The following is a 23,824-nucleotide window of genomic DNA, read 5'->3' as shown; positions in this document are numbered from 1 at the left end:
CAGGCTCTTGGTGTTAATACGCAGAGAGCATTTCTCTGATTTTTCGCTCCCACTCCGCCAGTGAGGCGTTGTCCCGATTGCTTATGTCGTCAGCGGGTGGAAGTTTCTCGTAAGCGGCACTAAAGAGCGTGTGCGCCCTTTCGCCGTCACCATCTTTGAGGGCAAGAAGCCCCAGCGCGTACAAGTCTGAATAGGGCGTCTGGGGCGAGAAGACATCAACCGCCTTTGACAGCGCCTTATAGGCTTCATTGTCATGCCCCATTTTAAAACTGCACTCCCATAGTTTCCTGTATATGGAGGACTTTTTGCCGTCTGGCGCGCGCCCTATGGCCATTGTGAATGATCTGGCCGCCGCGGCGTAGTCAAACTTGCCTATGAGAGAATCTCCCTTCAAATAATATCCGGTCGGCAGCTCAGGCGATGACTTAATCAGCCTTTCGGCGTACTGCCCTGCCTCATCGTATCTGCCATCGGTAATTTTTATATGGGCGATTAACTGGTTTACGGTATCAATTTCCGGGTCTATTGAGGCGATTTTATTCAACTCCCCAAGTACCGCCGCTGCGTTTTCCTTCGTGGGTATCGCCGGTGTAAACGGGTCAACGTTCTGTATGGAATATAAATTTATTACTTGGGGGATTTTTGAATATAAGACCTCGGCGTCGTCGAAGAAGACGGGTTTATATTCCGGGAATTTCGCGATTATTCCCTTAAACGCGGCGTACTGCATGGGTACGGTTATAAAGGTTGGCCGGTATTTGGCAATGAATTTCCTGAAGACCACCTCGTCCTGATAGCTCATGATGAGGTTATAAAAATCGAAGTCAGTAAACAAAAAAGGTACCTCCATGTCCATAGCAATTTTATATCGCGGGTAGAGTTCCCACTGGAGATAGCCGCCGGAGTTGGGATGGTTCATGAGTGTGCCGGGTGTATGTTTGACATGATTAAGAAATGAGACCACGCCATGGGGAAACTCCCGCGCCCGCACAGGTGAGTCCTTCAGCGTGGTGTGGACAAACATAAATGGCAGGGGAAGCAGCACTGCTGTGGCGACAGTTCGCCAATATGGTAAAGGCGGGGGAATACCTTCTGACCTTGCCCTTGCGTTATTATAAATAAGCGGCAGGCTGCTGACGATAAGCGGCATGACAAGGAGCGCAAACTCTGTCCTGAAGCGAGCGCCCTTTGTTAAGAGGATTACTGCGCCGATGAGTATAATGATATGGCTAAGTCTGAGTTTTTTATACATCAGGGAGGCGGTGCCACAGATGATTGTTAAAACAACGGTTACGTTGAAAAGCGATGAGTAGGAAATCCCATCCTTGTTTATGCTGAAATTAAAAAACTCTCCGGTGGTCAGAGTCCTCAGTTCGTTAATATACAAGGAGGCGTAACGCGTGTCAGTAAATGGCACGTTCAGCAAGGTGCCCCCGTTGGGGGTCAGATATACCGTCCCTATACAGGCCGCCGACGATACTATCACGATAAGTTCTTCTTTGGTAAATGGAGTTTTTCTTTTCAGGCGACTTACGTAGACCTCTGCCATATAAGCGCCTGAGATTAAGAGCATCACGGGGTATTGGATGCCGTGGAGATTCACCCACAAAAGGGCGATGACGGGGAGGAGATAAGACCTGCCGGGCCTGACTTCATAGACATACACAAAGGCCGCCATAAAGAGATAGCTAAAGACATGAGGTCTACTGAGGAGTAGCCGCGGCATAAGCAGCATGACATAAAGGGTAAGCAGCATGGCAAAAAACGGCGTAACCCCGCCAATGCGGCATCGAAACAGCGCCCAGACAATGGCAGTGATAAATATGAACAGCGCAGAGCGCAGCACGATAAGCCCGCCATATCCCAGCAGGAGGTAAACCTTATAGCTGAGCAGTTGAAAAAGCCAGTAGTAGTTGGCCCTATGGCGCGGGGGGTCAATGAAGGAAAAGAATGAACTATTGGCAATCTCACCGTGTGCGGCAATATATCTGCCGCCGTTAAGGTGATACCACAAGTCGGTATCGCCGTTTATGATGGGCTGAAGGCAAAGGGCAACAAGCACATAAGCCAAAAACGCGGCCACATAGACAAATGCGGCAGCGGCATCCGGGGTGAGACTTTTAAATCTATGTGTTGATGACATTCTAAATAAGATTGTATCGCATGGGACGTTAAATGTCAAACAAGGGAAGATTATGTGGCGGGAGTTGCTGAGTGTTTAAACCGGCGTATTATGCTATACTACCACTATGAGCGAAACTATAACAGAGGTGCCCCTGTGGTTGCTGTTACAAACCCCGATATTGAGCGGATTACCGCGACGTTACCGGAGCTTTCCCCTGAGCGCGTTAAAGAGATAGCTGAGTTTACATCTTTTCTTGCTGAGAAGGAGCGCAAGCATAAGGCCTTTATCGGGGAGTGTATTGCCGCCGAGGCCAATCCTGAGAGGTATGTCTTTAATAATTCCAATGAATTAATAAAGGCTGTTCTTGAGTCGGTTTCTGAGGATGCTTAATCTTGAAGCTGATAAACCATTTCTAAAAAAACTTGGCGAACTATTAAAAGGTTCATATTCATGTTTCGTAACTCGTGACGTTCGCATCACATTCAAACTATCCGACAACACTATCCATTTGCTTAACATAGACTCCCGCATATATCAGACGAGGTTGTGTCACAGTTGACAAAGGCTCGCCGCAGTAATGCCATGTATTTGATCTACGGTGATGATTATAGCTTTTTAAAATTTGTATGATTGTTTTACAATGTTAGTGAGGCAGGATGATACGTGATATGGCAACAGCAGAACAAATTAAATCTCTGATTCGGTCGCATCTAAGCAGCGACCCTGAACGGTTTATTACCGTGGCGCTCCAGATGGCGGCGCACGAGGCAGGGCAGGGACATGGCGCATTGGCCCATGATATACGGGAAATGGTGGACAAGGCCCGCCAACCTAAGGGAGCCGTAATCCTCAAATTTCCACAAGATATGCGAGGGCTGGTGCTATCTGAGGAGCCGGACATTCCTATCTCGGCTTTAGTTATTCCAACAGCCATAAGAAACCGTGTCGAGCGTATAATTCATGAATACCGGCAACAGCAAAAACTAAAAACCCACGGTTTGACAAATCGCCGGAAAATCATGCTCATAGGACCACCAGGAACCGGTAAGACAATGACCTCAAGGGTATTAGCCCGCGAACTCCGTCTGACTATGTACACTATCCAGGTGGATCGGCTGGTCACAAAATTTATGGGTGAAACCAGTGCTAAACTACGCCAGATATTTGATCTGATACAGAAAGAGACAGGGCTTTACCTCTTCGATGAGTTTGATGCAATCGGAGGGGAAAGGTCGTTGGACAACGATGTGGGTGAGATGCGGCGCGTACTGAATTCATTTTTACAATTTATTGAGCAGGACATCTCTGATAGCGTCATTATTGCGGTCACTAATAGTCCAAAGCTATTGGATCGTGCGCTATTTCGGCGTTTTGATGATGTGCTGTATTATGAACAACCTACTACTGAAGAGTGTAAAAGTTTGATTCAAAATGTGCTTGGGGCGTTTATGGCTTCAAAATTTACATGGAAGACCATATTGAAAGAAAGCGATGGATTAAGTCATGCTGAAATCGATCAGTCTTGCCGCGATGCCATAAAGCAGGCAATCCTGTCTGACAAACAAAAAGTGGAGGCATCACTGTTAGGGCAGATGTTAAACGAACGTAGAAATGCTTGTTTTGGCAGGAGAGCGCCATAGTGCCTGAAGAGCAATACAAGCATATTTTTCTGTCCGGGCCAACTCACAAGCAAGGGTTTACGCATCGAACAGGACATGGTTCTGAACCTCGCATTCCTGCCCGTGACCGATTCAGTCATAGTGATTACCTAAAACAACGGTTTGAGACGGCATGGACAGAGGCCGGATCACGGCAATCAGTTATTCAGGCTGAACGTCACGCTGTTTACATTGAATTTGTCAGTGAGCCTGGCTTTGACCTAATGACGCAAAGCCTGGAAGACATAAGATCGCGTATCCGTCTTTTAAATATTCGAAAAAGAACTGGCGATGATCAGCAAGAGCAAACATTAGCCACCGTGTATGTTCCTCTTAACAAGCGTCGTCATTTCTTAAATAAGATCACAAAGTATGCAATGGAAGAAAAGAATGGTAAACCAAAAAACAATAAATTAATCAACAGCATATCAGATATTCGTGCTTCCGTACTCAAGTCATTCTGGTTGGATGACATTAAGCTCCTTCCTGGTAAAGATTCTGAGTGGGTGGAAGTCTGGCTCAGTAGTGATCAGGATGAAGTTTTTGCGCGATTTACTTCCCTGCTGAATCAATTAAATATTGATAGAGCTGACCATGTATTGAGGTTTCCAGAAAGAACGGTTGAGCTTATCATGGCAAATCAAACCCAATTGGAAAAATTGATTGAGGTCTCAGATGACATTGCTGAGTTGCGTGCAGCCAAGGAAATAGCCACTTTTTATATTGAAATGGAAAATCATGAGCAGGTAGAGCAAGTAAGAGAACTTCTAAGCAGAACCAGCTTCAACGATGATACGGATGTAGCCATTTGCATCCTCGACACTGGCGTAAACAATGGGCACCTGCTAATCAAGCCAGTCTTGGATGACGCTGATCTTCATACGGTTAAACCAGAATGGGGTGTACATGACCACAAAGGGCACGGTACTTTAATGGCGGGGACGGCAGCCTATGGAGATTTGCTGGCTGTTCTTAATAATAAAAGCCGTGTGCAGATTAACCATCGCTTGGAGTCCGCAAAAATCCTGCCGCCTGATAGTGAAAATCTGAGAGATCTTTGGGGATACATGACTGCTCAAGGTTTAAGCCGTGCGGAGATTCAATCACCACAGCGTAAGCGAATCATGTGTATGGCGGTTACATCCACTGACAGCCGTGACAGTGGAAAACCTTCATCATGGTCAGCCGAGGTGGACGCGTTAGCTTCTGGATATGAAGATGATACCAGACGTTTAATAGTGGTTTGTGCGGGAAATGTTGATAACTCGAATTGGCGAAACTATCCAAACGCGAACCAGACTGACGAGGTACACGACCCTGGTCAGGCATGGAATGCTTTGACTGTTGGCGCTTATTCTGAAAAAACGGCAATCACTGACCATACATGGAAATCATATTACCCTATTGCCCCACATGGCGGCCTTTCTCCTTTCAGCACGACGTCGTTATCATGGCCTTGGCGTAAGTGGCCAATAAAACCTGAGGTTGTCTTTGAAGGCGGGAATGTGGCCAGCGGCCCTAATGATTCTATTGTTGATGTAGATGACCTGCAGTTGCTCTCAACGTATTACAACCCTCAGGTTGCCCAATTTGCATCTTTTAATGGAACAAGTGCCGCATCTGCCCAAGCCGCATGGATGGCAGCTCAAATTCAGACCCAATACCCAGATGCTTGGCCTGAAACTATACGTGCCTTGATTGTTCATACTGCAGAATGGACTAAGACGATGAAGACTCAATTCATAAAATCTCAATCGCCTAACAAAACAGATTTTGCGAAATTACTTCGAATCTGCGGATACGGCGTGCCAAATCTCAACCGCGCCTTATACTGTTCGTCAAATTCTCTTACATTAATTTCGCAAGCGCAGTTGCAGCCATTCTATAAAGACGGCAGCCATTATAAAACCAATGAAATGCATCTTTACAAACTTCCGTGGCCTTCAGATGAATTATCGAACCTTGGGGAAACGAAGGTGACCATGAGAGTCACGCTTTCTTACTTCATAGAGCCAGGGCCGGGAGAAGTTGGTTGGGATAACCGATACAGATACGCTTCTCATGCGCTCAGATTTGCAGTCAACGGGCCAGGAGAATCTGAGGGTGAGTTTGTACGGCGCATCAATATTCAGGCCCGCGATGACGGAGAACATCCCGGGACTGAAGGTCCTGAGTGGCTAATAGGTGATGCGCGAAATGTAGGGTCTATCCACTCTGACATCTGGCAAGGACAAGCAGCCGAGCTTGCAAATTCCAATATTATCGGGATATATCCATCGGTAGGATGGTGGAGAGAAAGACATAATCTTAAGCGATGGAACAAAAAAACTCGCTATGCTTTAATTGTATCTATCTATACGCCAGAAATTGATATCGATATTTACACTCCCGTTGAAACTCAAGTTAGATTATCAGTTCCAGTAGAAATTATTGTCAATCATCTACTCCGGCGATGAAATCTCAACTCAACATTCAATCCTGATGTTCAATAGTGTGGTTGCCATCGCGGCAGTCATCCTCTTTTTCCTTAGTTTTATCCAACTAATGGGTTATCTTCGTCTTCTTTTTCCTCTTCAATAACCGGGTCTGTGTTTAGTAGTTCACAACCTCTGATTGTGTTCATTGAGTATTTCTCTGTCTTATATTTCGGGATGTTTAGTTGTCCTTCGACGTATGGACTTATATACGCCGCGGTGTGTTCAAGCATTTTATCGTATATCCTTTCGCTGTCGAAATACGAGGGAAAGTCAATTATGCTTTCTTTTAATAACGTGTATAATTCCGCGCAATGAAAATCGTACATGCTGTATTTATTGAAGGTTACTATCAGAATACCTTCAAAGTGATTCCACAGCTTGATAAACAATTTCTGGTGGCGTTTTGCTATTTGATCAATATTTTTCAGGACTACAATGCCGAAAAATGAAAACGTGTCGTATATTATTTCATCTGTTGACAGATTCTCGCAGGGTATTACGCAAAACATCTTTGTGTTGAGACCGATATCTTCGGCAGCCAGTATTTTGCCTAATATAAAGTGCGTATATGCCTCGTCTTCATAGGCAATAACCGCTCTTTTTATAATGTCTAATTCCTTCAATGGCTTGATAAACCTTTCATATTGAGGCATCTCTCTTATTGACATGTAATCGGAAAAATTAAATCCTTTCCCTGAAGCAGTACTCTGTAATTTTGTGCTTCGGCCTAAATCAGCCAGGGTTCTGTTTACCTCGGACACACACATTGACACAAATGAGTTGAGCGTGCTTGAATCCATACCCGTTGCCTGAAGCCGTTCCTTAAAAACCGCTACCGCGGTAGCGTCTTTTTCTATAATTGCCTGCGCTGATATGAATGTCAAATAAGTTATATAGGCAAAACTCAGGTTGAGTTTATTTATTGACACCTCCACATAGGAATCAATTGAATATATAGGGTTTAACATCATGTGTGCAAGCAGATATCCATCGAAAAGTTCAAGCAGCGTTTTTCTTATCCTTATATTGATTCTGTTTATATTTAATAAGTCTCTGCCAATAAGGAGTCTTTCACAAAACCTCGTCATCTCGGAGTATATCTTCGGGGTGGAGTTATAGAACTCCTTTATCTTAGGCGTCTCTTCGGTATCGGCGATTATTATATCAATCCCCTTATACTCAATAGCCGCCAGGTTATCTACAAGCCCCGTACCGCGTGTATATCCAAAATATGGCGCAAGAATATCGAAAAACACCTTTTTCACGGTCTTCAGAGATTCATGCAGGCTATTTTTTGGACCTGCTGATTCTATCTTCTCTCTGTTTAGTTTTATAAATTCCAATGAATTCTTTTTAACGGCGTCCATGCCAAGCAGCTTAACGGCCTGGTCAACGTCTCGTAGCTCAATTTCGTCTTCCGTTTTATTTATGCCGGCCTTTGCCACTGTCTCTGGCGCGAGTTCCGGTACCTTTATGATTAATGACTTCAACCTGTTTATATTGGTATTGGGCGACTCAATCTCCGCTATCAGATTCAGCATGTTGCTGAATGGGTCTTTTGCTATAAATGCTATAATCGTATCTACATGTAAACTCTTTACCGGGCTGAATTTGCCCTCTTTAATGCGCTTCATATGTCTTGAAATATAGCCTGAGTCATTATGCCCGCCGAGGAACTGAATACCCATGAAATCCTCGTCCTGCCAAACTATCAACGCGGTGGTTTTCATAATTCCAAAGCGAAGTATGATATGCATGTAGTCAATTTGGTCAGGTACAGCCTTTTTAATCATGCAGCCACCTCTGCTCATATTGACAATCGTTCCAACCTTATTACGTGGAATGCCGTGGACTAAATATCTGATGCTTTCCCTTTTGTTTAAGGAATAATGTGGTTGGAATAATTGGGGTGGCTCAACTGCCTTCGTATCAGATTTATTCGGTTGGTCGTCCTTGTTCATAAGTGATAAAAAATCGAAAAATCCCATATCTGCTCCACCTCCATCCTAAAATCTGCTGCCGTTACCCTCTACTCTACTATGTATATTAAATCAACAGTGTATAAGATGTCAACAAAAATAAATCGAAGGTCAAGACAACCCACATGTACTATGGGGAGCGCGGCAGGCGGCATCTTGTAAAAGCCCCCGAAACTTTGTTATGTTAAAGTGTGTGCGGAGAAAAAAACAGTGCATAGACTTGACATTCAGCGAGTAGGAAAGTATGACATAAAAGAGGAGCTAGGCCGCGGTGGCATGGCGGTGGTGTATCGCGGCTATGACCCGTTTATCAACCGCGAAGTGGCCATTAAAATTACCGACACAGACAGCGACAACGACAAGGACTCAGCCTCACGGCGGCGCAGACTTTTCTTCAACGAGGCCCGCATCGCCGCAATGCTTGACCACCCCAATATTATTCACGTCCACGACGCGGGTATCGAGGGCAGGTACTGCTATCTCGTCATGGAATACGTCAAAGGGGCAAAGACCCTTAAAGATTTTAATAAGAAACAGGAAGTTTTCCCCATAGAGAAAGTCATAGATATAATATTCAAGTGCTGCAAGGCCCTCGACTATGCCCACAGCATGGGCGTTGTGCACCGCGATATAAAGCCAAGCAACATAATGCTGACTCCCGATATGGACGTAAAAATAGGGGATTTCAGCATTGCCCAGATAATCAGCGCCGAAGTGACGCAAATCGTGGGAATCATCGGTTCACCAAAGTACATGTCACCGGAGCAGGTCAAAGAGGAGGAGATTACCAGCCAGACAGACCTGTTTTCACTCGGCTCAGTAATGTACGAATTACTGGCGCATGTAGTGCCGTTTGACTCCGAAAACGTATCAAGCCTCGTCTTTAAAATCGTAAACGAGACGCCCCCGCCTATGTGCCATTACAACAGGGACATCCCGGAGGAGCTGGAGCAAATCGTCAAAAAGGCAATGACAAAAGACCCGCGAAGCCGTTATCCCCGTGGGCTGGACTTTGCCGCCGACCTCAGCAAGGTTTACAGAAATCTTAAACGCCCTGTGGTTGATATAAAGGAACAGGCAAAGTTTGAGCAGATGAAAAAGCTGAACTTCTTCAAGGGATTCTTCGACTCCGAACTCACCGAGGTAATACGCGCCGGGGCATGGGAACTGTACGGCGTGGGCGAGCAGATAATAACCGAAGGCGACATTGACGAATCCTTTTATGTGATAATATCAGGCGATGTGCTGGTGAAAAAAGGCGAAAAGGCGATTGTCGCCTTAAAGGCCGGAGATTGCTTCGGCGAAATGGGATACCTCGCAAAGACACAGCGTACCGCCGATATTGTATCGCTGACCCCCGTGGCGCTGATAAAAGTAAGCGGCACACTCATAGAGAAGATGACCGTCCACTGCCAGTTGCGTTTCAATAAGGTATTTTTAAGGACCCTAATCGGCAGGCTATCAAAAACAAGCGAAGAGCTTGCAAAATACCGTACCCTTTAGGCAAATATGGCACATAAGACAAAAAAGGCGCGCGTAATGATAGTCGAGGACGAGGGGGTTATCGCTATGGACATCAAGCGAACCCTTATGGATTTCGGCTATACTGTTACCTCAATATCCTCAACCGCCGGGGAGGCGATAAGACGCGCTCAAACCGACAAGGCGGATGTTGTGCTGATGGATGTAGTGCTCGACGGCGCTATGGACGGCATTGAGGCGGCCACGCTGATTCATTCTGCCATGGGCACGCCCGTTATCTTTCTGACCTCGTACTCAGACGAATTCATATTGGAAAGGGCAAAGATAACAGAACCCTTCGGCTATCTTATTAAACCGTTTCGGGATAGGGAACTCTATACGACGATAGAAATGGCTCTTTACAAGGATAAGATGCAGCGTCAACTCAGTGACAGCCAAAAGTGGTTTTCCACCACCCTGATGAGCATAGGCGACGGCGTAATCACCACGAACGCCGACGGGCATGTCACGTTTATTAATAAGGCGGCGGTAAGACTGATCGGCCTCAAAGAAGACGCGGCCATAGGGTTGCCAATAGGGGAACTGATAACACTTAAAGATGAAACCTCTGAGGACTTATCTGACGACGCCTTCAATCCCCTTATCGTCGCCATGGCAGGAGACACCACCGTTAGTTTAACAGACTTCTTACTGATAGCAAATACCGGCAGGGCCGTACCGGTAAGCATGACCACAGCAGCGATTAAGGATGAGCAAGGCAGTATATTGGGCACCGCGGTCACGTTTCAGGACCAGACAAAAAGAAAGGAGCTGGAAGATAAACTCAGGCACATGATGCTTACCGACAGCATGACCGAGCTTAACAATCGCCGTGGATTTTACATGCTCGCCGAGCACCAGCTTAAACGCGCGAAGAGGTTTAACAGAAAGATAGCCATGGTCTTCATAGATGTGGACGGCCTCAAGCGCATCAACGACACCCTTGGCCATCCCACCGGAGACCGCGCGATAGTGGATACCGCGTCTATCCTAAAGGAGACATTCAGGGAATCCGACATAATAGGCCGTATAGGCGGCGATGAGTTCGTTGTGTTAATTACAGACGTTTTTGGCGTAACAGAGGATGTGGTTACAGAGAGGTTGGCTAGTACCGCGGCAATATACAACGAGCGGCAGGACTGTCCATACAAAATATCCCTGAGCATAGGCTTTGTGCTCTATAGTCCGGAGAGTGATTTGACAATAGACGCCCTGATGGCCGCGGCAGACCGGTTGATGTATGAGCATAAGATCAGAAAGCATAATAAATCATAACGTGGAGATACTAAGATGAAAGATAAAAAGTCCCTTGTCGGCATTGTGATGGGAAGTGAGAGCGATCTACCCATAATGAAAAAAACCGCTGAGGTATTAAAGGAAATGGGCGTAGGTTATGAGATGAGGATAAGTTCGGCTCACAGGACTCCCCAAGAGACGGCGGCGTATGCGCGGAGCGCAAGGCAGCGAGGCATAGAGGTAATCATCGCCGGTGCCGGGATGGCCGCCCATCTGGCCGGTGCCATTGCTGCCTGTACAACGCTTCCCGTCATCGGCGTACCCCTTAAATCAGGAGAGTTAAACGGTGTTGACGCCCTGTACTCAACCGTGCAAATGCCCACCGGGATACCTGTTGCCACAGTGGCCATAAACGGCGCGGCAAACGCCGCATATCTGGCCTGCTCAATTCTCTCCATTAAGTACACAGAGATAAAAACTGCCCTCGATGAAAAAAGGGAAAGGACGAGGGTAAAGCTACTTGAAAAGTCAGAGGCCATTCAAACGACCAGTATTTGAAAGGATTAACGACGAAGGGGGGGTAACCCCCCCTTCACCCCGTATTCTCGCACATGTTCTATCAGTTGAATTCCATCTGCCGCCCGTTGGCGGCTTCGGTACTCCGGCCCACCGGTTCGGTAACTTTACTTATTTCCAGCTTACCCCTAAAGCGTACCATGTATTATAATAGTAAGTATACATATATCCATCTGTCCATGCTACAAGGGCGGCGCCATTGGTAAACCCCTGGACGTAGTATGTGGCTGAGCCTGATGTTCCCGTAACTATGCCTCCAGACTTTGTCCCAAAAAATGAAATATATTGATTATAGAGTACATTTATTTCAGAGGTTGCCTTATCTAAGTCGCTGTCTGTTGTTTTCCATTTTACCCCTAAAGCGTACCATGTATTTGCATAGAAAGTATACATATATCCATCTGTCCATGCTACAAGGGCAGCGCCATTGGTAAACCATTGGACATAGTATATGCCGCTTGTGTCAGTTCCTGTTGTCACACCTCCAGATTTTGTTCCAAAGAACGAGGCATATTGATTATAGATTACATTAATTTCCGCAGAGGCAAGTGTATAGTCCGATGACCCTGACGATGCAAATGTCGCCGTTACAGACTTATTCGCCGACATCGCAACGGTACAAGTAGCTCCGCTTGTCGAATCACACCCGCTCCAACTTGAAAAGGTAGAGCCAGAAGCGGCCGCCGCCGTAAGCACTACCGATGTGCCTGATGTGTACGACGCCGTACCAGTGCTGCCACTCCATGTGAGAGTACCGCTTGACGGTGTTACCGTGCCAGAACCCGTGCCCGTTGTGGTTACGGTTAAGCTGTAGGCGCTGGAGACATTAGAAGATTGGAATTTTTGGACTCGGTTAATATGGTAATCGGCAACATAAACATACCCGCTGCTGTCTACTGCTATACCATAAGGGTCCTCAAACTGGCCGTCCCCTGTACCACTACTACCCCATTTCGTAACAAAAGTCCCTGCGCTTGTAAATTTCTCGATTCGGGCCATATTATTATCGACAACATAAACATACCCGCTGCCGTCTACCGCTATACCCCAAGGGTCAGTAAACTGGCCGTCCCCTGTACCACTACTGCCCCATTTCGCAACAAAAGTCCCGGTGCTTGTAAATTTCTCGACCCGGTTATTCCCAGCATCAAGAACATAAACATACCCGCTGCTGTCTACTGCTATACCATAAGGTCCCTTAAACTGGCCGTCCCCTGTACCACTACTGCCCCATTTTGTAACAAAAGTCCCGGTGCTTGTAAATTTCTCGACCCGGCTATTACTAACGTCGACAACATAAACATACCCGCTGCTGTCTACCGCTATAGCTACAGGGAAACTGAACTGGCCGTCCCCTGTACCATAGCTGCCCCATTTCGCAACAAAAGTCCCGGTGCTTGTAAATTTCTCGACCCGGCTATTACCAGTATCGGCAACATAAATATACCCGCTGCTGTTGTCTGCTGCTATAGCAAAAGGACCACTAAACTGGCCGTCCCCCGTACCACTACTGCCCCATTTTGTAACAAAAGTCCCGGTGCTTGTAAATTTCTCGACCCGGTTATTACTGTAATCTACAACATAAACATACGCTCCTCTATCAACTGCTATGCCGGTAGGTTGAGTAAACTGGCCATCCCCTGTACCAGTACTGCCCCATTTTGTAACAAAAGAATAAGTTTCAGCTACTGCCGCGGTTGACGTTAAAATACTTAAAAGCAGGAATAGTATAGTATAGGTTAGTATAGCTTTACCCCGAGGAGTGAACGAACTTGATTTGAATGATTCAAAAAACGCAGAAATACTTCTCATAGAATGTCCTCCCATCTGTTATGATAAAGGCCGAAACAGCCTTTGTGCAATCAGCCGCAGTATAAAACGTGGTGCAGCCGTGGTATATGTGGTGTAACCACGAACGATTAACAATAAACTGCCCAAGCGTATTTGTCCTTGGTTTCTTTAATTAAAGCAAAATGACTTCCCCAATTAAAGCAAAAAAATAAAAGAATGTCAAGATTTTTTTTGGCATTATCTAACCCGACCCGTAACCTGGCGCCACAATCGGAACCAGATTACAAGTCAGATTGCGATTACCCTCTTGTCTTATGAACCAAATTTTATCAGCGATGGGTCATAGTTCTCTGGTTTATCGTAACCCAGCAGATTACAAATGGTAGCGGCGGCATTGCTTAATCCGCGGCTTTCATGCTCAGCCATTTTGTATTCCCCTTTATACCCGGAGTCTACGATTATAAACGGCACACGGTTCAGGGTATGTGACGTCTTGGGGACTTTTTTGCCTTTTTTCATGACATACATCTCGTCTGAGTTGCCGTGGTCTGCGGTTACTACGACAATGCCATCAAGTGCCTCTACTACTTTTAGTAGTTTGCCCACGCACTCATCCACTGTCTCTACGGCCGTTATGGCGGCCTCCATGACGCCTGTGTGGCCAACCATGTCGCCGTTTGCGAAGTTCAGGCGGCCAAATTTATATTTCCCCGACTTCAGCATCTCTATGGTTTTTTCTGTTATCTCGTATGCCTTCATCTTCGGCGCCTTGTCGAAGGTGAGTTTGTCCGATGGTATCTCGACATAGAGCTCCAGGTCCTTGTCTATGTAGCCGGAGCGGTTGCCGTTCCAGAAGTATGTGACGTGCCCGAATTTCTGAGTCTCGGAGATGGCAAACATAGAGATTTTCTCATGGGCAAGGTACTCGCCGACGGTCTCTGAAATCTGCGGTGGCTCAACGAGGAAGTTCTTAGGGATTTTGGCCTCAGAGTCATACTCCATCATTCCGGCGTAGAAGACATTAGGGATGCGGCCTCTGTCTATTTTGGTGAATTCAGGGCCGCTGTCAAAGGCAAGGGAGATCTCAATTGCCCTGTCGCCCCTGAAATTGCAAAATATAAACGAATCGCCGGATTCCATTTTACCGACGGGCTGCCCGGTCTCGTCAACAATGACAAATGCCCCCATGTTCTGGTCATCGAGGTCTTCCTTATAAAAGGCCTCAATTGCCTCCTCACACGAGCGAAACGGCCTGCCTATGCCGTTGACATGGGCATCCCAGCCGCGCTTGACGATACTCCAGTCGGCCTCGTATCTGTCCATAGTAACGTTCATCCTGCCACCGCCTGAGGCGATACAGTAGTCATAGCCCTTTTCGTCTCTGATTTTCTTTAAGAGCTGCTCAAGGGGGACGACATATTCAAGGGCGGTACGCGGGCCGACATCCCTGCCATCAAGTAACGGGTGCACGCGCGCCGTTTTCACGCCGCTCTCGGCAAGTTTATTCAGCATGGCGTAGAGGTGGTTAATGTTTGAATGGACATTCGCGTCAGAGAGAAGTCCGCTGAAATGCACAGCGCAACCGTCTTTGGCGCGTTCTACGATTTTTTTCCAGAGCCTGCCGTTAAAGACCGCACCTGTTGCAAAGTCCTCGTTCACTCGCTTTGCCCCCTGGGCGAACACGCGTCCGGCACCAAAGGCATTGTGCCCGACCTCGCTGTTACCCATGTCCTCATCGCTTGGAAGCCCCACAGCCTCGCCGTGTGCCGCGATTGATGTAAAGAGTTCGCTTTTAAAGAGTTTATCCAACACGGGGGTCTTTGCCAGATAAACCGCGTTAGTGTCGTCGTCTTTTCCAAGCCCAACTCCATCCATTATAATAAAAAGCAACGGACCCTTACGGCCTGAGAATCCTTCAAGTTTCTTCAACCTTTCCATGTTCAACCATCCTCCTGAATTTTAGTTGTATCATTAAGAATATACTGGCTCAATGTTGCTCAATGCCATATTATGAAATAAACCGCACGTAAAAGCAAGCGCGGGGTTGGGATAAGTAGTGGGCGGTTTGAATTATTTAGGGGGTTGGTGTGCTATAATAAGCAATCAAAGAATAAGGAAGGGATCAGCGTGCCTGACAATCCGCTCGCAGAGGTTTTTGGCTTTCCAATAGATAACCAAAGCCATGAAGCAAAACGTTACCGAAGGGGAAGGCTTTGCCCCTTCAACAACAAGGTTCCCAATTGCACGAAGGACAAGGCGATTGATCCTTTAGGAGTTTGCTCCATATTAGTCGAAGACGGAAGCGCAACAATAACATGTCCAATTAGGTTTCGCGAAAACTGGATTATAGCAGAAGATGCTGCCGCCTTCTTCTTTTCGCCTGATACCTCGTGGACATCCCTTACCGAAGTGCGCCTCAAGGACGGAACGGGACAATCGGCCGGCAATATAGATGTTGTCCTTGTGTCTTATGACGAGAAGGGAAAGCTCCTTGATTTTGGATCGCTGGAAGTGCAAGCGGTTTACATCTCTGGAAATGTCAGAAATCCTTTTGCTCAATACATGAAAGACCCCGATGGACAATCAAAAATGGTGTGGAATGGCCACAATTATCCAAGGGCTGATTATCTATCTTCTTCAAGAAAGCGACTTGCCCCTCAAATGCTTTATAAGGGGGGCATTTTTAATGAATGGAGAAAAAAACAGGCCGTGGCCCTGCATAAATCCTTTTATGCAACCCTGCCAGAACTCCCCGCAGTAGCACCCGAACAGGCTGATGTTGCATGGTTTTTATATGGTCTGGAATTAAACAAAGAAGAAAATCGCTTCGTATTTACCCGCCACAAGACCATTTACACTGCTTTCGAACCAGCCTTGCTGCGCATTACAAAAACACCGGCCAGCCCCATTGATGATTTCATCCAACACCTTCAATAAAAACTTGATGATAGGCTTAACAACAGCCCCGATATCTCAACGCTACAAGATATGCTCACAGGGAGTCACTAATAATTCAAACATTTTGTTGTGGTGGGTTCCTTTCATGAGAACATGCGAAACAAAGAATCCTCGCGCTTCTGCCATTTCGCGCACGGAACCAGCGTCATCATAAGTCATCATGAAGTCGCCATTTAACGTGCTTACTATATCGAAAAGTTCCTCATGGTCGATTTCAAAAAAATTATAGAGCCGCTTTCCTGCTCTTTTGCCTGGTGCCGTGTAAGGTGGATCAATAAAAAAGGCAACATCTGGTATCTTTGCAACGTTGCGCAGGTGACACAACCCATCGCCTTCGATAAAGGTAATTCTATCGCGAAAAGTCATGATGTACCTGATCCGTTTCGCCAAGGTTTCAGGATACCACCTGGATGCAATGCCCTTACCATTCTCTCCATGTTTGAGAAATCCACTTCCATGTGCAAGTATGCCGCCATGACAGATTCTGTTTCTCAGGATCGTCTGAAAGGCTCGCTCTTTTGTATCTGAGAAAGGTTTCTCTATTGCCTCATGCGCGTTCAGAACTGTCAATTCAAAACCAAGTATCTTTTCAGCTAACCATTCAGCATCCTCACCAAGAATAGTAAGCCAAACCGAGGCAACATCAGGGTCTAACTCGATCATGGTTACATGCTCCGCAAGTCGTTCCTGCGCTGCGGTTAGGCCGATTATGCCACCCCCTGCGAAAACCTCTACCAACTCTGCCGGTTTCTTATCACGCTGTTGCAACCACTCCCGAACAATGGGAACAAGCCATGTTTTCCCTCCTGGATAGCGAAAGGGGCTTAGCTGCCTGACTGAAGCAACATTAACAATCTTGCTTTTGCTGATCGGTTGTTGCTCGAATAGCGACAACTGTAACGCTTGTCTTTCTGTTCCTTGAAGCACTTTATCTCCATAATTTTTCAAACTTAGCTGGATTGGTCACCGTATAAATCAAGATTCTGTCCCATTATAACAACAATCTAATGATTTCTTCAATATTCCATGCGTGATTCAAGCTGACCCACTACCACGGCATCACACTTTGACCTTCTCGCGCACCGATGGCAAAAAATATGTCAACATTGACGCAATCCAGCCAGTATATGTATGATAAAACTGTCTCAAATGGCCGGGTTGGCCATAATGTGCAGTTTTTAAGGCGTATATCAACTAACGCGGGTTTATTGATATGATGAAAGACAGTGGCGGCAGTGCAGCCTTTATCAGGGAGCTTGGGCAGCAGAGTGAGCAGTGGCTTAGCGAAGGCATAATTGATGCCCGGCAGAGAGATTTGATTTTGGCCCGGTATAATGAGATACATCAGCCAGAGGAACCGGACAAGACCGTTATTCCCTCAAGGCTTATATTAACGCTTTCCATTCTTGGTGTCCTTCTTTTGGGTGCCGGGATAATACTCTTCTTTTCGGCTCATTGGTCGGCGATACCTAACTGGGGAAAGATTGCGATAGTCTTTGTCGGCATGTTGAGCAGTTATGGCACGGGGTACTACTTGTACTACGAGAAGGGGAACTATCCTGGCGTCGGCGCTTCTTTATTTCTGTTAGGTGCGATTATATATGGCGCGGGGATTTTTCTGATAGCCCAGGCATACAACGTATCGTCACATTCTCCCATCGGAATATTGATGTGGGGGGCCGGTGTGCTGCCTATGGCATACGCGGTAAGGCTTAAACCTCTGCTTGCCTTGTCTATTGTGACGCTGCTTGTCTGGATATTCATGGAGATAAGCCCGGGATTTAATTCGATAACTGGCAATTTTGACATTGTCCCCGCTTTATTTCTCGGCGTAGGTGTCACCCTGTGGGGGATTGGGTTGATGCACGAGGACTTCAGCTCTCTAAATCCTCTTTCGTTTCCTTATCTGGCCGCGGGGCTGCCGTTGACGTATCTTGCCGCATATGTTTTTACCTTTAAGGGCGCTGCTTCTATGAGGGCTGCTGGTCTGGATATTTTTGAGGTCAGGGCTTTTTACATCGGTATTGGCTGCGTTTTTCTCCTTTCTCAGGCGTTGAGGTTGTCTTGCAGGGCAAGGGGCAAATGGCGGAGGAATGAGGCGCTCCTCCTGCTGCTAATGATTGTTTTTACCGCTTCCCCGTATATTTATTCACGTTTTACGGGAGCGCCTGTGCGGTCAATTTCCTTAGTGCTATCTAACTTAATCTACGCGGCGGCCGTACTGTGGATAATATTCATTGGATACTTAAAGCGAAGCCGGGTTTACGTCAATGTGGGCGTGGTGTTTTTCGCCCTCGATGTGCTCGGCAGATATGTTGATATCCTGTGGGGGATGTTGCACACGTCATTGTTCTTTTTACTGGGCGGTGCGCTGTTGATTGCCCTTGGAGTGGTACTAGAAAAGAAGAGGCGAAAACTGCTGGCCGCTTTTGGTATAGGAGACTATGAGGATTAGATTATCAATCGCAGTTCTGATACAGTTGCTGCTCTTGTTGTCAATAATTGCATATAAGCAGGATATAATCGCCACAGGGGAGAGGATACTCCTTGTTACTCGTATGTTTGATCCAAGGGATTTGTTAAAGGGCGAATATGTGAGGCTCTCTTACGACATTTCTGCGTTAAAAACCGACAAGTTCGGCGTAAAAGACACGTTTAAGGCAAGAGATACTATTTACGTAACGTTAAGCAAAAACGCCGACGGGACATTTTCACCCACGACATTCGGAAAGACCGAACCAAAAGGAGCGACTTTCATCAGGGGAACGGTCATCAGCGCTTATACTAACTACACCGGCACTACAACCGTAAAGGAAGACTCCGGTCTCACACGCGAGTTTGAATACTACTGGCAGCCATATCAAAAAGAAGGCCGTTATGTCTTTTGCGTGAACAAAGAGGGGCGTCTGATGTTCCATTTCCCTGTGAGTAATGAGAAGTGGAGGACATGTGAAGGCGGCCTCGACAAGGTTTACGGGACGGTGGAAAAAACCATCAGGCATGAAGACATGCAAATAAACGCTGAGTTCGGGATAGAGAAATTTTTTGTGGAAGAGGGCAAAGGGCGAGCAATAGAACATGGCATATTAGGTCAGGGCGTTGTGGCGGTTATTTATTTGAGCAAAGACGGCAGAGGTGTTCTGAAAACATTGATAATAAACGGCAAGGAGTTGGGTTAAGCTATATATTGGCGACAAAAATATGGCATAATATTACATTAAATTATTGTTACCGGAGGAAAATCAATGGCACTTTCTGTAAACGAACTTGAGCGCTACAAAAGGCAGATGATGATGGAGGGCTGGGGGCAGCAGACGCAGGAAAAAATAAAGAACTCGACCGTGTTTATAGCCGGAGCGGGAGGGCTTGGCTCGCCCGTGTCTATATATCTTGCCGCGGCTGGCATAGGGCATATAATAATCTGCGACTTCGACTCGCCGGACTACTCAAATCTCAACAGGCAAATCCTCCACAACCCCTCACGCATCGGCATAAACAAGGCGTTATCAGCAAAAATCACACTAAACACCGTAAACTCTGATATAAAAATCACCGCGCACGTAGATAGGATAACTGCAGAAAATGTTGACCAGCTTGTGGCAAACTCAGACATAATCCTTGACTGCATGGACAACTTCCCGACACGCTATATACTGAACGACGCGGCAATCAGAAAGGGCATCCCGCTCGTATATGGCAGCATTTGGGGCATAGACGGCAGGATGTCGTTTATCAAAGTGCCGGAGACGCCATGCCTTAGGTGTTTATTTCAGGAGGCACCACCCTCGGAGGTGTTTCCCGTACTCGGCACTACGCCCGGAGTTATAGGCACCCTTCAGGCGCTTGAGGCGCTGAAGTATCTTGCTGGCGTTGGGACAAATCTAAAGGGAAAACTCCTCGTGTGGGAGGGCGCAAATGTTGAGTTTAGAAAATATAAGATATACAAAGACCCAAACTGTCCCTCGTGCGGCGGCAAGTAAGTGTGTCAATAAGCGTAATAATTCCGACACTGAATGCCTCCGCGTTGCTTGACCCCATAGTGGGGGCCATCAGGGAACAGCTAACTGCCGTTAGGGAGATAATCGTAATTGACTCCGCCTCTGTTGACAACTCTGCCGACAAGGCCGTCTCCTTGGGTTGCAAGGTAATAAAAATCAACAGGGCGGACTTTAACCACGGCACGACGCGCAATATTGCCGCTCGTGCGGCGTCGGGTGATGTTATTATATTTATGACACAAGACGCCCTGCCCGCCGACAACAGGCTCACGCGGGAGTTGCTTGTCCCCCTGCAAGACCCACAGACAGCCGCCTCCTACGCCAGGCAAATCGCCGCCCCCGACGCCGCCCCAGTTGAGAGCTTCTCACGCGAGTTCAACTATCCCAACAGGCCAATACTGAAAAGCCTCGAAGCGTTAAATACCCTTGGCATAAAGACATTCTTTTTCTCCAACGTGTGTTCCGCCATAAAGAGAGAGGTTTTTATAGCATTGGGTGGTTTTAATGCTGCGATTATGAATGAAGACATGCTGTTTGCCTCCCGGCTTATCCTATCAGGCTACAAGGTGGCATACTGCCCTGATGCGGCGGTGATTCATTCACACAACTATTCATTTACAAAACAGTTTAAGAGGAACTTCGACATAGGTGTATCGCTGAAAGAGGGATGTCTTTTAAAATATGCCAGTCCCGCAGGCGAGGGGTTAAGGTATTTAAGGGAGGGTGTCTCAAGGCTGCTCAATGAAGGGAAATACTCATCGCTCACATATTTTATTCTGGATACATGTTTCAGGTACGCCGGGTATTCAATGGGTGTAAGATATGATCTGCTGCCAAAGCCGCTGCGGCGATGGATGAGTATTCACCCATTTTATTTCAGGTAAGTACTCATATTATAAGGATTAACGACGAAGGGGGGGTAACCCCCCCTTCACCCCGTAATCTCGCACACGCTTTATCTATCGAATTTGGGCTGCCGCCCGTTGGCGGCTTCCAGAACTCCAGCTGAAGGCTATTCCGCGGCTATCTGAATCTGCACCCTGATGGTCTTAGCTCCTACCGGGCGTGGCGGCGGTTTGTTGTAGGTGCCTATTGACTCAAGTCTCACAAGGAGTGTGTCGTAGTTGTCTGACGGTATATCAATCGTCAATCTATGGCCGTCCTGAGGAGCCACCACATGGGCATTGAGTTCCGGCAGGAAAGCGACGATTTTCGAGAGTGCGGCGGCCAGAGGCTCAACGTGGCGGGCGGCAGGGGCACTTTTTTTTGCGGCCATTTCAGGCATGGGGGAAATTTCAGGCATAGCGGACATTGCCCTGTCAGCTTGCACGCCTCCGGCAGCAGCCGACTCCGCCGGAGCCGTGGTAGGTAACTTGATAAGCAGAGCTATCAGCACCGGTTCCTGCGCTGGCTTTTGCGTCGGCTTTTGTGCGGCGCGTTTGGCCTTCGCTTGTATCTGGACTTTGTGCGTCGGTGTCGGTTTCTTAATTGCCGCCGGGGCGGCAGGGTTAATGGATTTTTCGACGGTTAACTTGTCATGTGTATCGCTTGTTGAAGGAACTGCCGCCATTTCGCCTTTTTTCCATGTAATAAGAGGTGTACCCACCTGCTCCGCCTTAAACACATAGACCGCTATAACGGCGGTTACCACAAGGGCGGCAACGCCTGCCGGTATTTTTATCGTTAGAGGGATGAGGCCGAAATAGGATTTGGGACGCGCGTCTATTCGCTCTTTGAGCCGGTGCGTGAAATCAGCGGGGGCCTTTACCGGCTCAAGTCCCTTCAGCGCCTCTGATAGTGCCACTAATGACCTCAACTGCTCAGCGCACGTACCACACTCCGATATATGCCCTTTGACTGCCTCCACCGCGGCGTTATCCAGTTGGCCGTCCATGTAATCCGGCAGCGTCTCTATCACGTTCTTACAGTTCATGCCACTACATCCTTTAATTTGTCTCTGAGGGCATGGCGTGCCCTTGACAGCTTCGATTTCACCGTACCCTGGTTTAAACCCGTTATGCTTGAAATCTCCTCATACGAAAGCCCCTCCATATCGCGCAGCACAACGACAAGCCTTTGCGCCACGGGCAACTCCAGTATCGCCTTTTCTATCGCCCTGCCACGCTGTCTGCTCTGAAGCCGCATATCCGGTGAAGGCCGACCATCGGCAATCTCGGTGAGGGCATCGGGGGTGATGGCGTTAAATGGAAAAAACCTCTTCCAACTGAATGATTTAAGCTTGTTTTTACACGTATTTACGGCTATTCGATACAGCCATGTGGAAAACGATGACTGAAATTTAAACTGATTTATTGATGTATATACCTTCATAAAAGTATCCTGCGCGGCGTCCTCAGCATCGGCGTGAGAACCCAAAAACCGATAGCACAGGTTATATATCCTGTCCTTATACATAAGGACAAGCCGGTCAAAGGCGGCAGTATCACCGCCCTGAGACGCTGCGGCAAGCGATTCCGCGTCGTTGACAAAGTCAGCCGTCTCATTTTCACCTCTATTCACTTAGACAATCCTAACGGGCGGAAAGTTCCGAAGAAGCAGAAAGTTCCGAAAACACTCTTTTGCTAAAACCTCTGGCCTAGTCAAAGAGCGCCGAGATGAATTCCTCAGGGATGAAGTCCCGGCAGTCCTCAATCCCTTCACCTACGCCTATCAGGCGAATGGGGATATTTAGTTCTTTTTTTATTGACAGGACTATACCACCTTTTGCCGTGCCGTCCATTTTAGTGAGGGCTATGCCGGTTATCCCCACGGCCTCATTAAACATCTTCGCCTGGTGAAGGGCGTTTTGGCCGTTTGTGGCATCCACAACGAGAAGGGTTTCATGTGGGGCGCCGGGGATGGATTTATTTATCACCCGCTTTATTTTTTTCAGTTCCTCCATCAGAGGACTCTTGGTGTGAAGCCGACCTGCCGTATCCACAATTACAAGGTCAATAGCCCGTGCCTTTGCGGCCTCAATGGCGTCAAAGGCAACCGCCGCAGGGTCAGAGCCATGCTGATGCTTTACTATATGGGCGCGGCTTCTCACCGCCCATATGTCAAGCTGCTCTATGGCCGCTGCCCGAAACGTGTCCGCCGCGGCAAGTATTACGGAGTGCCCCTCTGAGACTGCCTTGCTTGCTATCTTTCCTATTGTCGTGGTCTTGCCAACCCCGTTTACCCCAACACATAAGACCACAAACGGCCTCTCCTGATATAAGACAAACGGCTGCGGCAGGCCGAGGATTTCCACGATACTGTGTCTGAGGAATTCCTTAACATGCTCAACAGTTTTTACAGAGCCGCTTTCGTATCTGCCCCTCAGTCCCTCGACTATCTCCGTGGTTGCCTTTACGCCAATGTCTGACGCAAGGAGCATTTCCTCAAACTCTTCTATCGTAGAGGCGTCTACTGTCTTGCCCTTAAATATGGTCTCAACATCCATGAGGAGCACTTCTTTGGTCTTCCTCAGGCCGAGCTTAAGTTTATCAGCAAATCCCATTTT

General features: G+C 47.3%; 19 protein-coding genes. 11 read left to right on the top strand and 8 right to left on the bottom strand.

What is annotated here, in order from left to right:
• Window positions 1-13 precede the first annotated feature (13 nt).
• Entirely contained in the window at window positions 14-2,143 is a 2,130-nt protein-coding gene (locus AB7D94_RS00195) for a tetratricopeptide repeat protein (RefSeq protein ID WP_420263611.1), read from the bottom strand.
• Window positions 2,144-2,197: 54 nt separating this feature from the next.
• Here AB7D94_RS00195 and AB7D94_RS00190 point away from each other — a divergent pair, with 54 nt between their 5' ends.
• From AB7D94_RS00190 to AB7D94_RS00180, 3 genes are all read left to right on the top strand, one after another.
• Window positions 2,198-2,515 (top strand): hypothetical protein, encoded by a 318-nt coding sequence (locus AB7D94_RS00190; RefSeq protein WP_420263610.1) that lies wholly within the window; start codon window positions 2,198-2,200, stop codon window positions 2,513-2,515.
• A gap of 278 nt (window positions 2,516-2,793) precedes the next feature.
• Window positions 2,794-3,765, top strand: a complete 972-nt coding sequence (locus AB7D94_RS00185) for an AAA family ATPase (RefSeq protein ID WP_420263608.1) — start codon at window positions 2,794-2,796, stop codon at window positions 3,763-3,765.
• Window positions 3,765-6,239, top strand: a complete 2,475-nt coding sequence (locus AB7D94_RS00180) for a S8 family peptidase (RefSeq protein ID WP_420263607.1) — start codon at window positions 3,765-3,767, stop codon at window positions 6,237-6,239. The genes AB7D94_RS00185 and AB7D94_RS00180 overlap by 1 nt, the downstream gene beginning before the upstream one ends.
• 77 nt (window positions 6,240-6,316) lie before the next feature.
• Here AB7D94_RS00180 and AB7D94_RS00175 read toward each other — a convergent pair whose 3' ends face one another.
• The gene (locus AB7D94_RS00175; protein ID WP_420263606.1) at window positions 6,317-8,248 is read right to left on the bottom strand and encodes a hypothetical protein; all 1,932 of its coding nucleotides are present in this window, start codon (window positions 8,246-8,248) and stop codon (window positions 6,317-6,319) included.
• A 201-nt stretch (window positions 8,249-8,449) separates the two neighbouring features.
• Between AB7D94_RS00175 and AB7D94_RS00170 the strand changes: the two genes are divergently transcribed.
• The 3 genes from AB7D94_RS00170 to purE are packed head-to-tail and all read left to right on the top strand — an operon-like array spanning window position 8,450 to window position 11,554.
• Entirely contained in the window at window positions 8,450-9,742 is a 1,293-nt protein-coding gene (locus AB7D94_RS00170) for a protein kinase domain-containing protein (protein WP_420263605.1), read from the top strand.
• A 6-nt stretch (window positions 9,743-9,748) separates the two neighbouring features.
• The gene (locus AB7D94_RS00165) at window positions 9,749-11,035 is read left to right on the top strand and encodes a GGDEF domain-containing response regulator (RefSeq protein ID WP_420263604.1); all 1,287 of its coding nucleotides are present in this window, start codon (window positions 9,749-9,751) and stop codon (window positions 11,033-11,035) included.
• 15 nt (window positions 11,036-11,050) lie between these two features.
• Window positions 11,051-11,554 carry a 5-(carboxyamino)imidazole ribonucleotide mutase gene (gene purE / locus AB7D94_RS00160; protein WP_420263603.1) on the top strand — a complete coding sequence of 168 codons (504 nt, stop codon included), beginning with the start codon at window positions 11,051-11,053 and terminating at the stop codon, window positions 11,552-11,554.
• 129 nt (window positions 11,555-11,683) lie between these two features.
• On the opposite strand, the gene AB7D94_RS00155 is transcribed toward purE, so the two are convergent.
• Window positions 11,684-13,384, bottom strand: coding sequence for an InlB B-repeat-containing protein (locus tag AB7D94_RS00155; protein WP_420263602.1), 1,701 nt, complete (start codon window positions 13,382-13,384; stop codon window positions 11,684-11,686).
• A 291-nt stretch (window positions 13,385-13,675) separates the two neighbouring features.
• Complete coding sequence (gpmI, locus tag AB7D94_RS00150) at window positions 13,676-15,301, bottom strand: 2,3-bisphosphoglycerate-independent phosphoglycerate mutase (RefSeq protein WP_420263601.1); 1,626 nt, start codon at window positions 15,299-15,301, stop codon at window positions 13,676-13,678.
• A gap of 147 nt (window positions 15,302-15,448) precedes the next feature.
• Here gpmI and AB7D94_RS00145 point away from each other — a divergent pair, with 147 nt between their 5' ends.
• Entirely contained in the window at window positions 15,449-16,300 is an 852-nt protein-coding gene (locus AB7D94_RS00145; RefSeq protein WP_420263600.1) for a NotI family restriction endonuclease, read from the top strand.
• 42 nt (window positions 16,301-16,342) lie between these two features.
• On the opposite strand, the gene AB7D94_RS00140 is transcribed toward AB7D94_RS00145, so the two are convergent.
• A complete protein-coding gene (locus tag AB7D94_RS00140; protein ID WP_420263599.1) occupies window positions 16,343-17,248 on the bottom strand; it encodes a DNA adenine methylase in 906 nt (301 codons plus the stop codon).
• 286 nt (window positions 17,249-17,534) lie between these two features.
• On the opposite strand from AB7D94_RS00140, the gene AB7D94_RS00135 reads away from it, so the two are divergent.
• The 4 genes from AB7D94_RS00135 (at window position 17,535) to AB7D94_RS00120 (ending at window position 21,203) form a co-directional block, all read left to right on the top strand.
• The gene (locus AB7D94_RS00135; RefSeq protein ID WP_420263598.1) at window positions 17,535-18,776 is read left to right on the top strand and encodes a DUF2157 domain-containing protein; all 1,242 of its coding nucleotides are present in this window, start codon (window positions 17,535-17,537) and stop codon (window positions 18,774-18,776) included.
• Window positions 18,766-19,500, top strand: a complete 735-nt coding sequence (locus AB7D94_RS00130; RefSeq protein ID WP_420263597.1) for a GDYXXLXY domain-containing protein — start codon at window positions 18,766-18,768, stop codon at window positions 19,498-19,500. The genes AB7D94_RS00135 and AB7D94_RS00130 overlap by 11 nt, the downstream gene beginning before the upstream one ends.
• A 66-nt stretch (window positions 19,501-19,566) precedes the next feature.
• Window positions 19,567-20,301 (top strand): HesA/MoeB/ThiF family protein, encoded by a 735-nt coding sequence (locus AB7D94_RS00125; protein ID WP_420263596.1) that lies wholly within the window; start codon window positions 19,567-19,569, stop codon window positions 20,299-20,301.
• A 2-nt stretch (window positions 20,302-20,303) separates the two neighbouring features.
• Window positions 20,304-21,203, top strand: coding sequence for a glycosyltransferase family 2 protein (locus AB7D94_RS00120; protein ID WP_420263595.1), 900 nt, complete (start codon window positions 20,304-20,306; stop codon window positions 21,201-21,203).
• A gap of 128 nt (window positions 21,204-21,331) precedes the next feature.
• On the opposite strand, the gene AB7D94_RS00115 is transcribed toward AB7D94_RS00120, so the two are convergent.
• The 3 genes from AB7D94_RS00115 to ftsY all read right to left on the bottom strand — a co-directional run bounded on the left by AB7D94_RS00115 (window position 21,332) and on the right by ftsY (window position 23,821).
• The gene (locus tag AB7D94_RS00115; protein WP_420263594.1) at window positions 21,332-22,252 is read right to left on the bottom strand and encodes an anti-sigma factor family protein; all 921 of its coding nucleotides are present in this window, start codon (window positions 22,250-22,252) and stop codon (window positions 21,332-21,334) included.
• On the bottom strand, window positions 22,249-22,839 hold the full coding sequence (locus AB7D94_RS00110; protein WP_420263593.1) for an RNA polymerase sigma factor: 591 nt from the start codon (window positions 22,837-22,839) through the stop codon (window positions 22,249-22,251). The genes AB7D94_RS00115 and AB7D94_RS00110 overlap by 4 nt, the downstream gene beginning before the upstream one ends.
• 76 nt (window positions 22,840-22,915) lie before the next feature.
• The gene (gene ftsY, locus AB7D94_RS00105) at window positions 22,916-23,821 is read right to left on the bottom strand and encodes a signal recognition particle-docking protein FtsY (RefSeq protein ID WP_420263592.1); all 906 of its coding nucleotides are present in this window, start codon (window positions 23,819-23,821) and stop codon (window positions 22,916-22,918) included.
• Window positions 23,822-23,824 lie beyond the last annotated feature (3 nt).

Origin of the sequence: Candidatus Magnetominusculus dajiuhuensis, assembly GCF_046044395.1 — a bacterium.
GTDB lineage: Bacteria > Nitrospirota > Thermodesulfovibrionia > Thermodesulfovibrionales > Magnetobacteriaceae > Magnetominusculus > Magnetominusculus dajiuhuensis.
This window is presented reverse-complemented; position numbering and strand designations above follow the sequence as displayed.